Annotated in this window: 18 protein-coding genes; 8 read left to right on the top strand and 10 right to left on the bottom strand. The window is 69.3% G+C overall.

The window, feature by feature from the left end; genetic code table 11:
• Positions 1–29 precede the first annotated feature (29 nt).
• Positions 30–1,073: an LLM class flavin-dependent oxidoreductase gene (locus ACFVYE_RS11595; protein ID WP_383968180.1), complete on the top strand. Its 1,044-nt coding sequence runs from the start codon at positions 30–32 to the stop codon at positions 1,071–1,073.
• 77 nt (positions 1,074–1,150) lie between these two features.
• On the opposite strand, the gene ACFVYE_RS11590 is transcribed toward ACFVYE_RS11595, so the two are convergent.
• Positions 1,151–1,543, bottom strand: a complete 393-nt coding sequence (locus ACFVYE_RS11590) for an SCO5389 family protein (RefSeq protein ID WP_030971516.1) — start codon at positions 1,541–1,543, stop codon at positions 1,151–1,153.
• Between the two features lie 262 nt (positions 1,544–1,805).
• Between ACFVYE_RS11590 and nucS the strand changes: the two genes are divergently transcribed.
• On the top strand, positions 1,806–2,477 hold the full coding sequence (gene nucS, locus ACFVYE_RS11585; protein ID WP_093898543.1) for an endonuclease NucS: 672 nt from the start codon (positions 1,806–1,808) through the stop codon (positions 2,475–2,477).
• 53 nt (positions 2,478–2,530) lie between these two features.
• On the opposite strand, the gene ACFVYE_RS11580 is transcribed toward nucS, so the two are convergent.
• The 4 genes from ACFVYE_RS11580 to ACFVYE_RS11565 form a co-directional block, all read right to left on the bottom strand.
• Positions 2,531–5,092, bottom strand: coding sequence for an ATP-binding protein (locus tag ACFVYE_RS11580; protein ID WP_389605199.1), 2,562 nt, complete (start codon positions 5,090–5,092; stop codon positions 2,531–2,533).
• Positions 5,093–5,342: 250 nt separating this feature from the next.
• Positions 5,343–5,666 (bottom strand): STAS domain-containing protein, encoded by a 324-nt coding sequence (locus ACFVYE_RS11575; protein ID WP_093898542.1) that lies wholly within the window; start codon positions 5,664–5,666, stop codon positions 5,343–5,345.
• A gap of 236 nt (positions 5,667–5,902) precedes the next feature.
• A complete protein-coding gene (locus tag ACFVYE_RS11570; protein ID WP_389605197.1) occupies positions 5,903–6,751 on the bottom strand; it encodes a 3-hydroxyacyl-CoA dehydrogenase family protein in 849 nt (282 codons plus the stop codon).
• A 185-nt stretch (positions 6,752–6,936) separates the two neighbouring features.
• Positions 6,937–7,578, bottom strand: a complete 642-nt coding sequence (locus tag ACFVYE_RS11565; protein WP_383959644.1) for a TetR/AcrR family transcriptional regulator — start codon at positions 7,576–7,578, stop codon at positions 6,937–6,939.
• Positions 7,579–7,668: 90 nt separating this feature from the next.
• Between ACFVYE_RS11565 and ACFVYE_RS11560 the strand changes: the two genes are divergently transcribed.
• Genes ACFVYE_RS11560 through ACFVYE_RS11550 form a run of 3 tightly spaced genes read left to right on the top strand, consistent with a single transcriptional unit; the run spans position 7,669 to position 9,800 of the window.
• Positions 7,669–8,451 carry an ABC transporter ATP-binding protein gene (locus ACFVYE_RS11560; protein ID WP_389605195.1) on the top strand — a complete coding sequence of 261 codons (783 nt, stop codon included), beginning with the start codon at positions 7,669–7,671 and terminating at the stop codon, positions 8,449–8,451.
• A 13-nt stretch (positions 8,452–8,464) separates the two neighbouring features.
• Positions 8,465–9,214: an ABC transporter permease gene (locus tag ACFVYE_RS11555; RefSeq protein WP_383959648.1), complete on the top strand. Its 750-nt coding sequence runs from the start codon at positions 8,465–8,467 to the stop codon at positions 9,212–9,214.
• Between the two features lie 13 nt (positions 9,215–9,227).
• A complete protein-coding gene (locus tag ACFVYE_RS11550) occupies positions 9,228–9,800 on the top strand; it encodes a cob(I)yrinic acid a,c-diamide adenosyltransferase (RefSeq protein ID WP_114246685.1) in 573 nt (190 codons plus the stop codon).
• A 55-nt stretch (positions 9,801–9,855) separates the two neighbouring features.
• Here the strand turns inward: ACFVYE_RS11550 and ACFVYE_RS11545 are convergent, their stop codons facing one another.
• Entirely contained in the window at positions 9,856–10,398 is a 543-nt protein-coding gene (locus tag ACFVYE_RS11545) for a hypothetical protein (protein WP_389605193.1), read from the bottom strand.
• A gap of 151 nt (positions 10,399–10,549) precedes the next feature.
• On the opposite strand from ACFVYE_RS11545, the gene ACFVYE_RS11540 reads away from it, so the two are divergent.
• The 3 genes from ACFVYE_RS11540 to ACFVYE_RS11530 all read left to right on the top strand — a co-directional run bounded on the left by ACFVYE_RS11540 (position 10,550) and on the right by ACFVYE_RS11530 (position 14,440).
• Positions 10,550–11,746 carry a sensor histidine kinase gene (locus ACFVYE_RS11540; protein ID WP_389605304.1) on the top strand — a complete coding sequence of 399 codons (1,197 nt, stop codon included), beginning with the start codon at positions 10,550–10,552 and terminating at the stop codon, positions 11,744–11,746.
• Positions 11,743–12,393: a response regulator gene (locus ACFVYE_RS11535; protein WP_383959652.1), complete on the top strand. Its 651-nt coding sequence runs from the start codon at positions 11,743–11,745 to the stop codon at positions 12,391–12,393. The genes ACFVYE_RS11540 and ACFVYE_RS11535 overlap by 4 nt, the downstream gene beginning before the upstream one ends.
• A gap of 169 nt (positions 12,394–12,562) precedes the next feature.
• On the top strand, positions 12,563–14,440 hold the full coding sequence (locus ACFVYE_RS11530) for a glycosyl hydrolase family 18 protein (protein ID WP_389605190.1): 1,878 nt from the start codon (positions 12,563–12,565) through the stop codon (positions 14,438–14,440).
• Positions 14,441–14,562: 122 nt separating this feature from the next.
• Here the strand turns inward: ACFVYE_RS11530 and ACFVYE_RS11525 are convergent, their stop codons facing one another.
• From ACFVYE_RS11525 to ACFVYE_RS11510, 4 genes are all read right to left on the bottom strand, one after another.
• Complete coding sequence (locus ACFVYE_RS11525; protein ID WP_383959775.1) at positions 14,563–15,009, bottom strand: DUF2550 domain-containing protein; 447 nt, start codon at positions 15,007–15,009, stop codon at positions 14,563–14,565.
• Between the two features lie 135 nt (positions 15,010–15,144).
• Positions 15,145–15,519, bottom strand: coding sequence for a F0F1 ATP synthase subunit epsilon (locus tag ACFVYE_RS11520; RefSeq protein ID WP_093898532.1), 375 nt, complete (start codon positions 15,517–15,519; stop codon positions 15,145–15,147).
• Positions 15,520–15,629: 110 nt separating this feature from the next.
• Positions 15,630–17,072 (bottom strand): F0F1 ATP synthase subunit beta, encoded by a 1,443-nt coding sequence (atpD, locus tag ACFVYE_RS11515; protein ID WP_383959656.1) that lies wholly within the window; start codon positions 17,070–17,072, stop codon positions 15,630–15,632.
• Complete coding sequence (locus ACFVYE_RS11510) at positions 17,072–17,986, bottom strand: F0F1 ATP synthase subunit gamma (RefSeq protein ID WP_388734444.1); 915 nt, start codon at positions 17,984–17,986, stop codon at positions 17,072–17,074. Before ACFVYE_RS11510 ends, atpD begins: the two co-directional genes overlap by 1 nt.
• Position 17,987: the final 1 nt, after the last annotated feature.

The following is a 17,987-nucleotide window of genomic DNA, read 5'->3' as shown; positions in this document are numbered from 1 at the left end:
CCGCGTCGGCCGCAAGGAGGTAATTGGCGATGCGTGTGGGAACGTTCGTACTGGCAGCCCAGTTTCCGGGACAGGGACCGGGGGAAGCGCTGCATCGCGCGATCCGGTCCACCGAGGTCGCGGAGGAGTCCGGGCTCGACTCGGTCTGGCTGGCAGAACATCATTTCGTGCCGTACGGGGTCTGCCCGTCCGCCGTCACCCTGGCCGCGCTGCTGCTCGGCCGCACCCGGAGAATCCGGGTGGGCACGGCGGTGAGCGTGCTGCCGACCCAGCACCCGGTCGCGCTGGGCGAACAGGCCGCGCTGCTCCATCTCACCAGCGGCGGCAGGTTCACGCTCGGCGTCGGCCGGGGCGGCCCCTGGGTGGATCTGGAGGTGTTCGGAGGAGGCCTGGAGGCGTACGAGAAGGGCTTCCCGGAGTCCCTGGAGCTGCTGCTCGACTGGCTGGGCAAACCCCGCGTGGCGGGGAGCGGGGAGCGGTACGGCTTCCGCGAGGTGGCGGTGGTCCCCCGGGCCGACGAGCTGCTCGACGTGGACGGCGGCGACAGCCCCGGCGGTCCCGAGGTGATCGTCGCGTGCACCTCGCCGAAGACGGTGAGGCTCGCCGCGGAGAACGGTCTGCCGATGCTGCTCGGTATGCACTGCGGGGACGAGGAGAAAGCCGAGATGGTCGCCCTGTGGCGCTCCGCCGCCCTCGCCGCGGGCCGCTCGCCCGACAGCGTCCGGGAGGCCGGACATGTGTCCGCAGGGGTGGCCCAGATCGCCGACCGTGCCGAGGACGCCGTGGAGACGCTCGTGAAGGCGATGCCGGGCTGGCTGCGACAGGGCCTGGACGCCCATGTGACGGTCGACGGCCGGCACCGGGTGATGCGCGACCCGGTCGCCTATACGGAGCTGCTGTGCGGCCTTCATCCGGTGGGCCCGCCCCGGCTCGCGGCCGACCGCCTCGCCGCCACCGCCGAGCGCACAGGCATCACCCGCTTCGCGCTCCTGGTGGAGGGTTCGGGAGATCTGGCGGCCACGGAGGAGAACGTAGCGCGGCTGGGCACTGAAGTACTGCCGCTGCTCTCATAAGCAGTCGTAAGAGGTACGGGGGCTGCCGCCCCGGAGCCAGTTGCACCTCCCGCGGCCCGGAACGGCAGCAGAAGCGTTTAGCAGTCCCGTAGTTCGGGCGACTGATTGAGCAACTGGCCCCTCACCGAGGTGAAGCGGGCCAGACGCTCGTCGACCGAGGCGTCCAGCGGGAACACCGCGACGCGGTGGCAGTTCTGGAATGCCAGACGCACCCCGAAGTGCCGCTGCAGAGCGCCACGTATCGCATCACTCGCGAGCGCGCGCAGCAGCTGACCACGTGCCTGCTCGTCCGGCGGGGGCGTCTGGTTGTCGGCGAACTCTCCGCCGTCGACCTTCAGCTGAGCCACCAGAGAGCTGATCATCTCCCATGCGTAGGGCAGGGAGGTCCGGACGCAGTCGACGAAGTCGGCTTCGTCGACCTCGCCTCGCTCGGCCTGTTCCAACAGCGCCGGTGAGACGTCGAGCGACATGGGTTCTCCTCTCGCGACCCCGACGCCGGGCCGGGGCCTTACGGGCAGGGAAGGAGGACGGCGACGCAGCGTGCACGGACGGCGACCTCCTGCTTCCACGTTAAGGGTGCAGTCCTGGCCGCACCAGGAGATTGGGAACACAACCGGCCAATAACGAAGGGGAGCAAAGAGGGGCAAGCCCTTGGGGCCCCGGTCCGGGGCGGAGAGGGGCGGCGGAGGGAGAATCGCGTGGAGCACCCGTCGTCGAGTAGCGTTGCCGACCATGCGTCTCGTCATCGCCCGCTGCTCCGTGGACTACGCCGGCCGGCTCACGGCCCACCTGCCCTCCGCTCCCCGTCTGATCCTGGTGAAGGCGGACGGGAGCGTGTCGATCCACGCCGACGACAGGGCGTACAAACCCCTCAACTGGATGTCACCGCCCTGCACCCTCAAGGAGGGCGCCGACGACACCGCGGGCGTCTGGACCGTGGTCAACAAAGCGGGCGAGAAACTGATCATCACGATGGAGGAAATCCTCCATGACTCGTCCCATGAGCTGGGTGTCGACCCGGGCCTCATCAAGGACGGCGTCGAAGCACATCTGCAGGAACTCCTCGCTGACCGGATCGAGACACTCGGCGAGGGCTACACCCTGATCCGCCGTGAGTACTTCACCGCCATCGGACCGGTCGACATCCTGTGCAGGGACGCCGACGGCCAGACCGTGGCCGTCGAGCTGAAGCGGCGCGGCGACATCGACGGCGTGGAGCAGCTGACCCGCTATCTGGAGCTGCTCAACCGCGATCCCCACCTCGCCCCCGTGAAGGGCATCTTCGCGGCGCAGGAGATCAAGCCGCAGGCGCGGGTGCTGGCGACGGACCGCGGCATCGGCTGTGTGGTGCTCGACTACGACGCGCTGCGCGGCATCGAGGACGACAAGCTGCGCCTGTTCTGACGTTCCGCGGACGCCGGACGTGCATGGCCCGTCCGGCGTCCGCGGAGCTCCGCTCAGGCCACGGTCGGGCTGCTGTCCGTACCGGCCGCCGCTGACGACGACGAAGAAGAAGGCCCGCTCGCCGAGTCGGAGGTGTCCGGCGACGTCGGCGGGGTCTCGGTTGCCGAGTCCGTCGGGTCCGGGGACTCGGTCTCCGTCGGACTCGGGCTCGGGCTGTTCGACTTCGTCGGCGTGGACGACTTCGTCGGGCTGGACGACTTGGTGGGCTTGCCCGACGACGGCTTGTCGCTGGACGGTGTGTCCGACGACGGGGTGTCGCTCGATCCCGTCGAGTCCGTGGACGGCGTACCGCTCGCGCCGGGCGTGGCCTGGCTGCCCGACGGACCCGGCGTCACCGCGCTGCCGCTGGATGCCGTGTCCCCGGGGGCCGAGCCGTCCGTCGGCCCGTCGGCCGGGACTCCGTCCCCGCTGTCGTCCCGGCCCGCCGACTCCTCGGTCGTGACACCCGGATTCCCCTGGGCATCGTCGCCACCGGACGTCATCCCCAGCGCCACCACCGTGCCGAGCACACCGGCCAGGAGGACGCCCGCACCCGCCGCGACCAGATTGCGCCGGGCTCCGCCCAGCGCTCCGAAACGGCCTCCCCGCGCGCCTGAGGCGGCTGCGGGGGCGCTCTGCCGGGACATCACCGCGGTGGCGTCCTCGTACGGCCCCGACAATGTCTGCGTCACGGCTGCCGTCGGACCGACCGGCGGCGGCACCGGCTCCTCGTACCGTGGGGCCGGCACGTCATCGCCCACCGGAACAGGTCCGCCGGGCAGCGGGCCGCCGGAACGGTCCTCGACCAGGGCGAGCGCGCGTCGTCCGGCCACCGCGCCCGACTTGTCGGCGAGCGCCCCGCGCATGCTGATCGAGGTCTCCAGCTCCGCCCTGGCCCGGTCCGGATTGCCGGTGCAGAGCGCGAGGACGCCCAACTCATGGTGGAAGTACGCCTCTTCGGCGACCTCTCCGGCGAGCCTGGCCGCCTCCTGGCCGATCCTCAGGGCCCTCTCCCAGGCGCCCCAGTGCAGTCCTGCCGCGAAGGCCGGGGATGCGCTGCGGGCCAGCAGCACGGCCACGCTGGTCTGCCCCGCCCCGTCGCCGGGGACGAGCTGTGCCATCGCCGCGACGACCGCATCGGCCTCGGCGGTCGCCCGTGCGGGGGTGACCGAGGGATGCCCGGCCCACCATGCGTAGTGCTGGGCCGCCGCCCGGGCCCGGTCGATGCTGTCCTCGCCGTATCCGGCGGCCTCCAGCTGGGCAAGGACTCCGGCGGCCAGCCGGTAGCGGGGACCGGCCGGGGAGAGCAGTCCGCAGCCGGCCAGTTCACCGAGCGCGGCATCGGCGTGGGTGTCCCCGACGAGCGCCGGCAGATGCGCCTGGTGCGGCACCTCGCCGCCGAGTGCGACCGCGAAGCGCAGGGTGTCGCGGGCGGGCCCGCTCAGCCGTGCGGCGAGCAGTGCGGCGGGCGCCGCGCCCTCGCCGAGGCTGGGCAGCGGTATGTGGACGCCGTCGACGTCCTCGTCGTACCCGAAGGGTGCGTCGAAGGACCTGCCGTCGAGGCCGCTGTACGCGTCGGGGTCGGTGCGCAGCATGTCGCGCTGGCGCAGCAGGGCGCCCGCCTGGACGAAGCGCAGCGGCAGCCCCTCGGACTCGAACCAGAGGTCTCCCGCCCAGTTCGACTCCTCCTCGGTGAGCGGACGCTCGACGACCCGCTCCAGCAGCTCGACCGAGGAGCTGCGGCCGAGGCCCGCGAGGAAGACCTCTTCGAGGTGCGAGTCCGGGGTGGGTGCGGCGACATCCGGAGTCGTCGCGAACAGGAAGGCGCACTCCGGAGTGGCGTCGAGCAACTCCTCCAGGGCGGCCCCGCCGAATTCCAGGTCGTCGAGTACGACGACGGCGCCGATGCTCCGGACCTTTTCGAGAAGACCGGCGCGGTCGGGCCGGTGCAACTGCGCGTCATGGACGGCCTCGAAGAGCCCGTACAGCAGGTCGGTGACGGTCCGCTTGCAGCCGGAGAGCCGTACGACTCCGTCCGGTGCGAGGTCCGCGCAGTCGGCGGCGACGGCGTTCAGCAGTGCCGTACGGCCGGATCCGGCCGGTCCGGTGAGCCGCACCGAGCGGCCTCGGGCCAGCAGGCGTGCCAGCCGTTCGCGCTCTTCCGCACGCTCCAGGAGGGGCAGCTGGGGTGCGGGCGGCCCCGGGGGCACGGGCGGTGCGGTGGCGCGTTCGCGGTCGGCGCGCTCGGCCGCGGTGCGCCGGACCGGCGGATCGGGCTGCTCCCCCGGCGGGCACAGTTCGACCTCGCTGCCGTCGACCGGGTTGACGGTGAGGAGGTAGTCACCCGATATGAGCCGGACGACGCGCGCCTGTTGTGGCGTCTGCTGACCGAATTCCGGAGTAATGGGGCCTCCCCTGCCCGAACGGAGCTGAGAGCTCGGTATGGGGTCTCCCCTGCTCGAACGGAGCTGAGAGCTTGGGGAAGGATCGCGGGACGGCAGTCGCCGGCCGGTTCCCTCACCGAAGCTGTCGTTGTCCCGGCCGTACTCTTCCGGCCCCCGGTGTGTCGGGTCCATCGCCAAAGCCCCCAGACGCGTCGCGCACGATTGCCCCTCCCGGCCTCGCACGCCCCGCTGTCGCTTCTGGTCCGGTGTCCGCCTGGTGGGTTCGTCAATCGGCGGACGGCCGAACCCTAGACCGTCGCACAGTGTCCGCGCACAGTCGGGGGGCCACGCCGTCCGAAGCGCACATTCTCGTGCGGATTGTGCACCTTCGGCCGCGCCGCACGGTCAGGGCCCGTCCACCGGGCCGGGGGTCGGACAGGTCCTACACGCGCGGCAGGGAGTCTGCGGCGATTCCGCCCTCGATGGCCAGAATGCGGTGCAGCCGGGTCGCCACCAGCAGGCGCTGCATCTGCGGCGGCACGCCACGGAGCACCAGCCGTCGCCCGGCCCGACCGGCCCGGCGGTGTGCGCCCATGATGACGCCGAGGCCGGTGGCGTCCCAGGAATCCAGCTCGGTCAGGTCGAGCACCAGGTCGCCGACTCCGTTGTCGAGGGCCGCGTGCAGGGCCGTACGGGCGTCCGCCGCGCTTCGGACGTCGAGGCGGCCCCCGACGACCAGCTCGGCGTGGTCGCCCCTGATGTGCATATGCGCTCCCCGGAATTGCCCCGTAGCAAGGTTCGTCTGTCTGTTCTGTCTCTGCCACAACTGACTGCGACACCGACAGGGAAGTTGCCGTCTGTAAGCGAACCGATACCGAATTCACCCCGTGGAGTGACTAAGGCCCGGCGAGGACCCACACGGATCCACCGATTCCGGGAGACGCCCCCCGGACCTCCGGGCCTGATCGACGGCAGATCGAGCAACCGGAGGACCGAAAACGATCAGTACGTGTAGAAGCCCTGCCCGCTCTTGCGGCCGATGTCACCTGCATCCACCATCCGGCGCATCAGCTCCGGCGCGGCGAACTTCTCGTCCTGGGACTCGGTGTAGATGTTGCTCGTGGCGTGCAGCAGGATGTCGACGCCGGTCAGGTCCGCCGTGGCCAGGGGGCCCATGGCGTGGCCGAAGCCCAGCTTGCAGGCGATGTCGATGTCCTCGGCCGAGGCGACGCCCGACTCGTACAGCTTGGCAGCCTCCACGACGAGCGCGGAGATCAGCCGGGTGGTGACGAAGCCGGCCACGTCACGGTTGACGACGATGCAGGTCTTGCCGACGGACTCGGCGAACTCCCGCGCGGTGGCGAGGGTTTCGTCGCTGGTCTTGTAGCCGCGTACGAGTTCGCAGAGCTGCATCATCGGAACCGGCGAGAAGAAGTGCACACCGACGACGCGCTCGGGGCGCTCCGTCACGGCCGCGATCTTGGTGATCGGGATCGCGGAGGTGTTGGAGGCGAGGACGGCGTCGTCCCGGACGATCTTGTCGAGGGCCCGGAAGATCTCGTGCTTGACCTCGAGCTTCTCGAAGACGGCCTCGACGACGACATCCGCGTCGGCGACCGCGTCGAGGTCGGTGGTGGCGGTGATGCGGGCCAGCGCGGCATCGGCGTCGGCCGCCTCCAGCTTCCCCTTGGAGACGAACTTTTCGTACGAGGCCTTGATGCCGTCACGACCACGGGTCAGGGCCTCGTCGGTGACATCACGCAGCACGACGTCCCAGCCCGCCTGGGCGGAGACCTGCGCAATGCCGGATCCCATGAGTCCGGCTCCGATGACGGCGAGCTTCCTGGCCACGTCTGCACCCCTTGGTTTCTGTTCGCCTCTGCAGCTGGTCCCTGCACGGCCGGTCCTAACGGTTGTTCACATGCTCTCCGGCGGAGATTAGTACCCGTGAGGGGCCCTGTGACCGCGAAGAGATGCGCGTCACGTCTCACATGACGGACATCACACCGGCAGCAGCACTCGCGTACCCGTACGACTCACCCGTCGCCGCGCACGGCGTAGTTGAGGACCTTCTCACTCAAGAGGTCCTCCATGTCGTCGAGTAGACCGAGGGCCTCGCGGGAGACCTCGTCGAGGGGACGGCCGGCCATCACCTCGCGCCCGATGAGCGCCAGAAGGGTGGTGTGCACCCAGTTGATCTGCCCGGCCATCAGCGACGGCAGCGGGTCGTCCGGCCGCGCGCCGGTCTCCTCGCGCAGGGTCTCCTCAAGGAGCACCAGGCTCTCCTGCTGCATGTGCCACAGGCGGGCCCGGAGCCCGGCCGCCCCCTCCACGACCTTCATGAAGCGGTCGTAGCCGTCGATGAGGCCCACCTGGGGCGACACCGCCTCCACCTCGCCCCGCAACTCGCGCAGCACCGCGACGGCCGCGGATTCGCCCTTGTCGCGGGCGCGCACGAAGCGCGAGAGGCGGGCGACACTGCCCTTGGCCCGGTCAAGAAAGAGGTCCTCCTTGGCCTGGAAGTAGTTGTAGACCGTGTTGACGGAGACATCGGCCGCCTCGGCGACCTCGGCGATCGTCACCGCGTCGAACCCGCGCTCCAGGAACAGCCCCGTGGCCACATCCGAGATGTGCTGTCTGGCCTGCCGCTTCTTTCGCTCCCTGAGCCCCTCTGCCATGGCCACATCGTAGGCGGCACAGGGTCGTTTTGGGCTCACTGAATTTTTGGTGTCATTGCAAAATTTCAGTGACTCTGTTTTTCTGGGCTCATGACCATCATCAGTACGGCCGGTCTGGCCCGTACCTTCCAGACGAAACGCGGCCCGGTCGAGGCGGTGCGCGGCATCGACCTGACCGTCGCGCCGGGCGAGATCCTCGGCTTCCTCGGCCCGAACGGGGCCGGAAAGACCACGACCCTGCGCATGCTCACGACCCTGCTGCCGCCCACCGGCGGCGCGGCCACCGTGGCCGGCTGCGATCTGGCCGCCGACCCCGTCGGAGTGCGCCGAGCCGTCGGCTACGTGGCCCAGTCCGGCGGTGTCGACCCGAATGTGACCGTGCGGGAGGAACTGGTCACCCAAGGACGGCTCTACCGCCTGCCGAAGCCCCGAGCGATCGAGCGTGCCGAGGAGTTGGCACACGACCTGGATCTGGTGGACCTGCTGGACCGCAGGACCGCGGCGCTCTCCGGCGGCCAGCGGCGCCGCCTCGACATCGCCATGGGGCTCACGCACCGCCCCCGGGTCCTGTTCCTGGACGAGCCGACGACGGGTCTGGACCCGGCGAGCCGCGCGGACCTCTGGGACCTGGTCCGCCGACTGCGCGACGAGCACGGCACCACGGTCTTCCTGACCACGCACTACCTCGACGAGGCGGACGCTCTCTCCGACCGGCTCGTGATCGTCGACAAGGGCGTCGTGGCGGCCGAGGGCACGCCGGGCGCGCTGAAGCTGGCACACGGCGGCTCGATCGACGCGACCCTCCAGGACACGTTCCTCGCCATCACCGGCCGCGGCCCGGCGCCGGCCGACTCCACCCCCGTAGCCGTATAGGACGTTGAGAGACATGCTCTTGCAGGACACCGCGCTGATCTTCGGGCGCTACGCCCGCCAGACCCTGCGCTCCAAGTTCCAGATCCTCTTCGGCGTGCTGATGCCGCTGCTCTACCTTCTTCTGTTCGGACCGCTGCTGACCAACCTGCCTCTGGGGTCGCGCGGCAGTTCCTGGCAGGTGCTCGTGCCGGGACTGTTGCTCCAACTCAGCTTGTTCGGCGCCCTGTTCTCGGGTTTCTCGATCATCGTCGAGAAGAACTACGGGGTCGTTGAACGGATGCGCGTCACGCCCGTCAGCCGTCTCGCGCTGCTGCTGGGCCGGGTGCTGCGGGATGCCGCTCTGTTCGTCTTCCAGGCGGTGCTGCTGGTTCTCGCCGCGTTGCTCATGGGCCTGCGGGCGCCGCTTGCCGGGGTGCTCGTCGGGTTCGCGTTCGTCGCCCTGCTGACCGTCTCCCTCGGCTCCCTGTCGTACGCGGTGGCGCTGAAGGTCGACAGGCCGCAGGAGTTCGGCCCGATCGTGAATTCGGTCTCCATGCCGTCGATGCTGCTGTCGGGCCTGATGCTGCCGATGGCCCTCGCGCCCGGCTGGCTGGACGTCCTCTCCCACTTCATGCCGCTGCGCTATCCGGTGGACGCGATCCGGGACGCGTACATCGGTCAGTACGCCACCGCCTCCATGCTGTACGGCGTCCTGGTCGCCCTCGGCTTCGCGGCACTCGCCGTGACGGTGGGCACACGTGTCTTCCGCAGAGCCGGTGCGTAACTAGGCTGGCCGCATGGTCAATCTGACACGTATCTACACCCGCACCGGCGATCAGGGCACCACCGCCCTCGGCGACATGAGCCGGACCGCCAAGACCGATCTGCGGATCTCCGCATACGCCGACACCAATGAGGCCAATGCCGTCATCGGTACGGCGATCGCGCTCGGGCAGCTCTCCGAGGATGTCGTGAAGGTCCTCGTCCGTGTGCAGAACGACCTGTTCGACGTGGGCGCGGATCTGTCGACGCCGGTCGTCGAGGACCCGAAGTATCCACCACTGCGGGTCGAGCAGAGTTACGTCGACAAGCTGGAGGCGGACTGCGACCACTTCCTGGAGCAGCTGGAGAAGCTGCGCAGCTTCATCCTTCCGGGCGGTACGCCGGGGGCGGCGCTGCTGCACCAGGCGTGCACGGTGGTCCGGCGTGCGGAGCGGTCCACGTGGGCGGCCCTGGAAGTGCACGGTGAGGTGATGAACGCGCTGACGGCGACGTATCTCAACCGCCTCTCCGACCTGCTGTTCATCCTCGCGAGGACGGCGAACAAGGAGGTCGGCGACGTGCTGTGGGTACCTGGCGGCGAGCGGTAGCGGTCGTTGTCGTCAAGCGCCGGACGGGCTTGAGGATCAAGCCCGTCCGGATCTCTCAGCGCCCCGCCCCCTCCCGCTTCGGGAACACCGTGTAGCTCCCCGCGACGACCACGTTGATCCCGATCACGAACAGCATCCTCTGCTGCCACGACTGCAGCGACGTCACATCCCCGTCCCCGCCCACGTACCAGATCGCCGCCTGCAGCAGCGCCATCGCCGTCACGGCCGCGACCGTCCACCGCGCCGCGACCCGCCACTCGTGCGCCGCGCGCTCCATGCCGTACTTCGGCGGCTTCACCGGCGGCGGCCCGCCCGCGAAGCGGTGGGCGAACCGGGCGTCGGCCCAGCGGATCGTGGAGTGGCCGAGCCCCACCGTGAAGCCGATGTAGACCGCGGCGAGCCCGTGCTTCCAGTCGGGCTCGGCCCCGTTCTTCAGGTCGATGGCCGTCACCACCAGCAGCACGACCTCCAGCAGCGGCTCGCACAGCAGCACGGCCGCGCCCAGCCGCGGCTTCTTCGCCGGGTACCGCAGTGCGAGCCCCGCAGCCAGCAGCACCCAGAAGGCGACTTCGCAGAGCACGATCAGCGTGACGATCACGTCACTTCTCCTTCCCGTTCCCTCCAGCCTTCCGGCCGAGGTGTCCGGAATCGTCGTCGGCAGTGACGAACCGTGACTGCATACTTCGATGTATTCCCACCTCACCCTCGGTACGGAGGTCCGCGGGGAAGCCGCCGTGTTGGATAGGAGGGTGCTCCCCTACGCCCGCCCGCACCGCCACGACGTGCTCATCGCTGCCAGCGGTCTCTGCGGCGGTCTGTTCCTGTGGATGCTCGGACTGCACATGCAGGGCAACCGGACCTTCGTCGCCCCCTGGATCTCCCTGCTGCCGCTCGCCGTCGTCTCCGCGCTCGAACTGGTACGCAGGACCGCCCCGCAGACGGCGCTGGTCATCGGCACGCTCGCACTGGTCGCGGACCAGTTCACGGTCGGCAATCTGGCGACGGTCCTGATGTTCACCGATCTGATGTACGCGGCCGTCCTGTACGGGTCACCGGCCGCCGCCCGCCGAATCCCGGTGACCACGTTCCTGATCACGGTCGCGGTCACGATCGGATTCCTGGCGTGGTTCCGCAATCCCCAGGCGCTGCTCATCGGCGTGGTCAGCGGCATGATCTCGTTCCTGCCCGCCATCACCGGGGTCAGCGTCCGCAACCACCGCGACGCCGCCGAGACCGCCAGGCTGCGCGCCGATCAGACCGCGCTGCTGGCCGAGATGGACCGCACCCAGGCGGTGACCGCCGAGCGCACCCGGATGGCCCGCGAGCTGCACGACATGGTGGCGAACCATCTCTCCGCGATCGCCATCCACTCCACCGCCGCCCTCTCCATCGACGACCCCGGCACCTCGCGCGACGCGCTGGGGGTGATCCGGGAGAACAGCGTCGACGGTCTCGCCGAGATGCGCCGGCTGATCGGGCTGCTCCGCACCGGCGGCGCCAACCCGGAGCCGAGCGCCTCGCCGACGCTCGCCTCGCTGGACGCGTTGGTCGGGCAGACCCGCACGAACGCCGCGTCGAGCGGACTGACCTGCACCTTCGAGGACACCCGCGACGATCAGGGCCCGCTGCCCGCGCCGGTCGAGCTGGCCACCTACCGGATCGTCCAGGAGTCCCTGACGAACGCGCTCAAGCATGCCGCGCCCGGCCCGGTCGTGGTACGGCTCGGGCGGGCCGGGCAACTGCTCACGGTGGAGGTCAGCAGTGTGCTCGGCGACCGTCCGGGGCCGCGCGCACCCGGGTCGGGGGCCGGCCTGGTGGGGATGCGGGAGCGGGTGGCGCTGCTGGGCGGAGCGATCGAGGCGGGTCCGGTGAGTGCGGACGGCGGGACGAAGATCTGGCGGGTACGGGCCGAACTGCCCGTGGAGGAAGGGACCGTGAGGCCATGACGATCCGGGTTGTCGTCGCCGAGGACCAGTCGGCCGTCCGTGCGGGGCTGGTGCTCATTCTGCGCAGCGCGCCGGACATCGAGGTCGTCGGCGAGGCCGGGGACGGCGAGGAGGCGGTGCGCCTGGCCCGCGAACTACGGCCGGATCTGGTGCTGATGGACATTCAGATGCCGCGCCTCGACGGGGTGTCGGCGACCGGGCAGGTGGTCGCCGAGCACCTCGCGGATGTGCTGGTGCTGACGACGTTCGATCTGGACGAGTACGTCTTCGGGGCACTGCGGGCGGGAGCGGCGGGCTTTCTGCTGAAGAACGCCGATGCGCACGATCTGCTCGAAGCGGTGCGCACGGTGGCGCGCGGCGAGGGAATGATCGCCCCGGCCGTGACGCGCCGCCTGATCGCGGAGTTCGCCGGGACCACCCCCGTACGGCCTGCGAACGCGCCCGACCCCGCGGTGCTCCATGCACTCACCCGGCGGGAGCGGGAGGTGCTGGGCTGTCTCGGCGCGGGGCTGTCGAATGCCGAGATCGCGGTCCGCCTCTCGATGGCCGAGGCGACCGTGAAGACACACGTCAGCAGGCTGCTGGGCAAGCTGGGGCTGCGCAGCCGCGTCCAGGCGGCGGTACTGGCACAGGAGTTGGGCATCTGAGGTTTAGCTACGAACTTTGGTCTGGACCTCTTGACGATTGGTCCAGACCTTCCTAATCTCACCGAGCACACTGCGGTGAGTGCGCCATGACAAGGCGCGCTCAGGGCGGCGCAGGGTTTGCAGTCCACGGACCACCCCCGTTTGTCCGGACCTCACCCGAGGAGCACCGTTGAGCACTCAAACCCCCCTACGCCGGACCCGATTCAGACTCGGGGCCGGAAGAGCCACCAGATCCAGAGCGGTCGCGGGCCTCACCGCACTGCTTCTCCCGCTCGCCGCGATGGTCGGCCTGGCCTCCCCCGCCGAAGCCGCCACCTCGGCAACGGCCACGTATCTCAAGAAGTCCGACTGGGGCAGCGGCTTCGAGGGCCAGTGGACGGTGAAGAACACCGGCACCACCGCCCTCTCCTCCTGGACCATCGAGTGGGACTTCCCCTCGGGCACCGCGGTCGGTTCCGCCTGGGACGCCACCGTCACCAGCTCCGGAACCCACTGGACCGCCAAGAACGTCGACTGGAACGGCTCGGTCGCACCGGGCGCCAGCGTGTCCTTCGGCTTCAACGGCACCGGATCCGGCGCCCCCACCGGCTGCAAGCTGAACGGCGCCTCCTGCGACGGCGGCAGCGTCCCCGGCGACAACGCCCCCTCGGCGCCGGGCACCCCCACCGCGAGCTCCATCACCGACACCTCGGCCAAGCTGAGCTGGACCGCCGCGACCGACGACAACGGCATCAAGAACTACGACGTCCTGCGCGACGGCGCCGTCGTCGCCACGGTCACCGGTACGACGTACACCAACACCGGTCTCACCGCGGGCACCGACTACTCGTACACCGTGCAGGCCCGTGACACCGCCGACCAGACCGGTCCGGTCAGCGGCGCGGTCAAGGTCCACACCACCGGTGGCGGCGGCAACCCCGACCCCGGCACCGGCGGCAAGGTCAACCTCGGTTACTTCACCGACTGGGGTGTCTACGGCCGGAATTACCACGTCAAGAACCTGGACACCTCGGGTTCGGCCGCGAAGATCACACACATCAACTACGCCTTCGGCAATGTGACCGGCGGCAAGTGCGCAATCGGTGACGCCTACGCCGACTACGACATGGCGTACACCGCCGACAAGTCCGTCGACGGCGTCGCCGACACCTGGGACCAGCCGCTGCGCGGCAGCTTCAACCAGCTGCGCAAGCTCAAGGCGAAGTACCCGAACATCAAGGTCCTGTGGTCCTTCGGCGGCTGGACCTGGTCCGGAGGCTTCGGTGAGGCCGCGAAGAACCCGGCCGCGTTCGCCCAGTCCTGCTACGACCTGGTCGAGGACCCCCGCTGGGCCGATGTCTTCGACGGCATCGACATCGACTGGGAGTACCCCAACGCCTGCGGTCTGACCTGCGACACCAGCGGTCCGGCCGCCCTGAAGGGCATCACCTCGGCGCTGCGCACGAAGTTCGGCAGCAACAACCTGGTGACGGCCGCCATCACCGCCGACGCCTCCACCGGTGGCAAGATCGACGCCACCGACTACGCAGGCGCCGCCCAGTCCCTGGACTGGTACAACGTGATGACATACGACTTCTTCGGCGCCTGGGAGGCGAAGGGCCCGACCGCCCCGCACTCCCCGCTCACCTCCTACAGCGGCATCCCGCAGGCCGGCTTCAACTCCGCCGACGCCATCGCCAAGCTGAAGGCCCAGGGCGTCCCGGCCTCGAAGCTGTTGCTCGGCATCGGCTTCTACGGCCGCGGCTGGACCGGTGTCACCCAGGACGCGCCCGGCGGCACCGCCACCGGAGCAGCCCCCGGTACGTACGAAGCGGGCATCGAGGACTACAAGGTCCTGAAGACCAGTTGCCCGGCCACCGGCACGATCGCCGGTACGGCGTACGCACACTGCGGCACCAACTGGTGGAGCTACGACACCCCGGCCACCATCGCGTCCAAGATGACCTGGGCGAAGGGCCAGGGCCTGGGAGGTGCGTTCTTCTGGGAGTTCAGCGGTGACACCGCCAATGGTGAACTCGTCGGCGCGATCAACAACGGTCTGAAGTAACCCCCACTCAGTACCGCGCACAACCCCGGAAAGCAGCCGGGGAGACAGGTCCGCCCCCTGTCTCCCCGGTTTTTCGTCGCCTGCCGTACGGGCCTCGCGGCCACGTCGTTCGGACCTCGGACTCAGGCCACATTCACCCTCTGGCCGGGCGGAGCCGCCTCCAGCCAGGCGAGGAACCCGGTCAGCGCGTCCTCGCTCATGGCCAGCTCCAGGCGGATCCCACGATGGAGACAGCCGAGCACCACGGCGTCGGACAGGAGCGCCAGTTCCTCCTCGCCCTCGGGCAGCCGACGGGCGACCACCTCGATCGCGGAACGCTCCAGGACCCGGCGCGGGCGGGGAGCGTACGAGAAGACCCGGAACCAGTCGATCCGGTCGCCGCTGTACCGGGCGACCCCGTACACCCAGCCCTTGCCCGAGAGATCGGGCTCCTCCGGCACATTCCATCGCAGGCTGCAGTCGAAGGTCCCACCGGAGCGCTGAATCAGCCGCCTGCGCAGACCGAAGACGAAGAGACCAACCGCAATCAGTGCGACGACCAGCCCGCCCACCCACAGCGCGAGGAACATCTCCACCGACCTCCTCGCGTCGTCGAGTAACGGATACCGCCAGAACTGCACCTGCATCGCCTCAGCCGCGGCACGGTCTGGAGTGGTCTCCAGCTCGGGCCGCGGCTGAGGGTAAAGCTACGTTGTCGCGGTGCGCTAGCGCACCGCCACCGCACGCAGTCGCACTTCGGCGCGCCGCTCGGAGGCGGCGTCCGTGTCCGACTTCGCACGCTCCAGCGCACGCTCGGCGCGCTGGACATCGATCTCGTCCGCCAGCTCCGCGATCTCCGCGAGCAGCGAGAGCTTGTCGTCCGCGAACGAGATGAAACCGCCGTGCACAGCGGCGACCACGGTCCCGCCATCGCTCGTACGGATCGTCACCGGGCCCGATTCCAGCACACCCAGAAGCGGCTGGTGACCGGGCATGACGCCGATGTCGCCGGACGTGGTGCGCGCGACGACCAGGGTGGCCTCGCCGGACCAGACACTGCGGTCCGCGGCGACCAGCTCGACGTGCAGCTCAGCAGCCAAGGGTGGCTCCTCGGGTCACCACCCGGCCGTTCATGCCGGGTGTTGGGTCAATTCTACGGGGCGTGGTGAGGGGGGCGAGACGCACCCGCCCCCCTCGGTGAGCCATGGGCTCAGGAGACGCCGAGCTCCTTGGCGTTGGCCTTGAGGTCCTCAATGCCACCGCACATGAAGAACGCCTGCTCCGGGAAGTGGTCGTACTCACCGTCGGCGATCGCGTTGAACGCGGCGATCGACTCGTCGAGCGGAACGTCCGAACCGTCCACGCCCGTGAACTGCTTGGCGACGTGGGTGTTCTGGGACAGGAAGCGCTCGATGCGACGGGCGCGGAAGACCGTGAGCTTGTCCTCCTCGCCGAGCTCGTCCATACCGAGAATGGCGATGATGTCCTGGAGGTCCTTGTACTTCTGCAGGATTCCCTTGACCCGCATGGCGGTGTCGTAGTGGTCCTGCGCGATGTAACGCGGGTCCAGGATCCGGGACGTGGAGTCCAGCGGGTCCACGGCCGGGTAGATGCCCTTCTCGGAGATCGGACGGGAGAGAACCGTCGTCGCGTCGAGGTGGGCGAAGGTGGTGGCCGGGGCCGGGTCGGTCAGGTCGTCCGCGGGGACGTAGATCGCCTGCATCGAGGTGATCGAGTGACCGCGGGTCGACGTGATGCGCTCCTGCAGCAGACCCATCTCGTCGGCCAGGTTCGGCTGGTAACCCACCGCGGACGGCATACGGCCGAGCAGGGTGGACACCTCGGAGCCGGCCTGGGTGTACCGGAAGATGTTGTCGATGAAGAAGAGCACGTCCTGCTTCTGCACATCGCGGAAGTACTCCGCCATGGTCAGACCGGCCAGCGCCACACGAAGACGCGTGCCCGGCGGCTCGTCCATCTGACCGAAGACAAGCGCCGTCTTGTCGATGACGCCCGATTCCTGCATCTCCTCGATGAGGTCGTTGCCCTCACGGGTACGCTCACCGACGCCCGCGAACACCGACACACCGTCGTGGTTGTTGGCGACGCGGTAGATCATTTCCTGGATCAGAACGGTCTTGCCGACACCGGCACCACCGAACAGACCGATCTTTCCACCCTTGACGTACGGGGTGAGAAGGTCGATGACCTTGACGCCGGTCTCGAACATCTCGGTCTTGGACTCGAGCTGGTCGAAGTTGGGCGCCTTGCGGTGGATCGGCCAGCGCTCGGTGACCTCGGCCTCGGCCTCGGGCTTGTTCAGGATCTCACCGAGGGTGTTGAACACCTTGCCCTTGGTGACCTCGCCGACCGGGACCGTGATGCCGTTGCCCGTGTCGGTCACCGGGGCCTGGCGGACCAGACCGTCGGTGGGCTGCATCGAGATCGCGCGGATCACGCCGTCGCCGAGGTGCTGTGCGACCTCGAGCGTCAGCTTCTTGAGCTTGCCGTCCTCGGCCGGGTCGGCCACCTCGACGGTCAGCGCGTTGTAGATCTCCGGCATCGCGTCGACGGGGAACTCCACGTCGACGACCGGGCCGATGACCCGGGCGACGCGGCCCGTGGCAACGGCCGTCTCAACTGTGGTCGTCATTACTTGTCACTCCCCGCGGTCGCGTCGGCCAGCGCACTGGCACCACCGACGATCTCGCTGATTTCCTGGGTGATTTCGGCCTGGCGGGCCGCGTTGGCAAGCCGGGAGAGGCTCTTGATGAGATCTCCGGCGTTGTCGGTGGCCGACTTCATCGCACGGCGGCGGGCAGCGTGCTCGGAAGCAGCGGCCTGCAGCAGTGCGTTGTAGATCCGGCTCTCGACGTACCGCGGAAGCAGGGCGTCGAGGACGTCCTCCGCCGACGGCTCGAAGTCGAAGAGCGGCAGGATCTCGCCCTTGCCCTCTTCTTCCTTCGTCGTGTCGAGGCTGAGCGGCAGCATCCGGTTGTCCACCGGGTTCTGCGTCATCATCGACACGAACTCCGTGAAGACGATGTGCAGCTCGTCCACGCCGCCCTCGGCGGTCTCCTGGGTGACCGCTTCGATCAGCGGGGCCGCAGCCCGCTTCGCATCCGCGTACGTCGGGCTGTCGGTGAAGCCGGTCCACGAGTCCGCGATCTTGCGCTCACGGAAGCCGTAGTAGGCGACACCCTTGCGGCCGATCACATAGGTGACGACCTCCTTGCCCTCACCGCGCAGACGCTCGGTCAGTCGCTCCGCCGCCTTGATGGCGTTGGCGGAGTAACCGCCGGCCAGACCGCGGTCGCTCGTGATGAGCAGGATCGCGGCCCGGGCCGGAGCGTCTGCCTCGGTGGTCAGCGGGTGCTTGGTGGTGGAGCCGGTCGCCACCGCGGTCACCGCACGGGTGAGCTCGGTCGCGTACGGCGTCGACGCCGCCACCTGGCGCTGCGCCTTGACGATGCGCGAAGCGGCGATCATCTCCATCGCCTTGGTGATCTTCTTCGTGGCGGTGACGGAGCGAATGCGGCGCTTGTAAACGCGAAGCTGAGCGCCCATC

This window comes from Streptomyces sp. NPDC058239 (assembly GCF_042882185.1).
Classification (GTDB): domain Bacteria; phylum Actinomycetota; class Actinomycetes; order Streptomycetales; family Streptomycetaceae; genus Streptomyces.
Note: the sequence above shows the minus strand (reverse complement) of the source record. Positions and strands in the feature narration are given on the sequence as shown.

Excerpts from the sequence above, each read along its gene's own strand:
- ACFVYE_RS11535 (WP_383959652.1), top strand. The coding sequence starts at position 11,743 with ATGACGATCCGGGTTGTCGTCGCCGAGGACCAGTCGGCCGTCCGTGCG.
- ACFVYE_RS11580 (WP_389605199.1), bottom strand. The coding sequence starts at position 5,092 with ATGGACCCGACACACCGGGGGCCGGAAGAGTACGGCCGGGACAACGAC.
- ACFVYE_RS11565 (WP_383959644.1), bottom strand. The coding sequence starts at position 7,578 with ATGGCAGAGGGGCTCAGGGAGCGAAAGAAGCGGCAGGCCAGACAGCAC.
- ACFVYE_RS11590 (WP_030971516.1), bottom strand. The coding sequence starts at position 1,543 with ATGTCGCTCGACGTCTCACCGGCGCTGTTGGAACAGGCCGAGCGAGGC.
- atpD (WP_383959656.1), bottom strand. The coding sequence starts at position 17,072 with ATGACGACCACAGTTGAGACGGCCGTTGCCACGGGCCGCGTCGCCCGG.
- ACFVYE_RS11510 (WP_388734444.1), bottom strand. The coding sequence starts at position 17,986 with ATGGGCGCTCAGCTTCGCGTTTACAAGCGCCGCATTCGCTCCGTCACC.
- ACFVYE_RS11555 (WP_383959648.1), top strand. The coding sequence starts at position 8,465 with ATGCTCTTGCAGGACACCGCGCTGATCTTCGGGCGCTACGCCCGCCAG.
- nucS (WP_093898543.1), top strand. The coding sequence starts at position 1,806 with ATGCGTCTCGTCATCGCCCGCTGCTCCGTGGACTACGCCGGCCGGCTC.
- ACFVYE_RS11575 (WP_093898542.1), bottom strand. The coding sequence starts at position 5,666 with ATGCACATCAGGGGCGACCACGCCGAGCTGGTCGTCGGGGGCCGCCTC.
- ACFVYE_RS11560 (WP_389605195.1), top strand. The coding sequence starts at position 7,669 with ATGACCATCATCAGTACGGCCGGTCTGGCCCGTACCTTCCAGACGAAA.
- ACFVYE_RS11595 (WP_383968180.1), top strand. The coding sequence starts at position 30 with ATGCGTGTGGGAACGTTCGTACTGGCAGCCCAGTTTCCGGGACAGGGA.
- ACFVYE_RS11525 (WP_383959775.1), bottom strand. The coding sequence starts at position 15,009 with ATGTTCCTCGCGCTGTGGGTGGGCGGGCTGGTCGTCGCACTGATTGCG.
- ACFVYE_RS11550 (WP_114246685.1), top strand. The coding sequence starts at position 9,228 with ATGGTCAATCTGACACGTATCTACACCCGCACCGGCGATCAGGGCACC.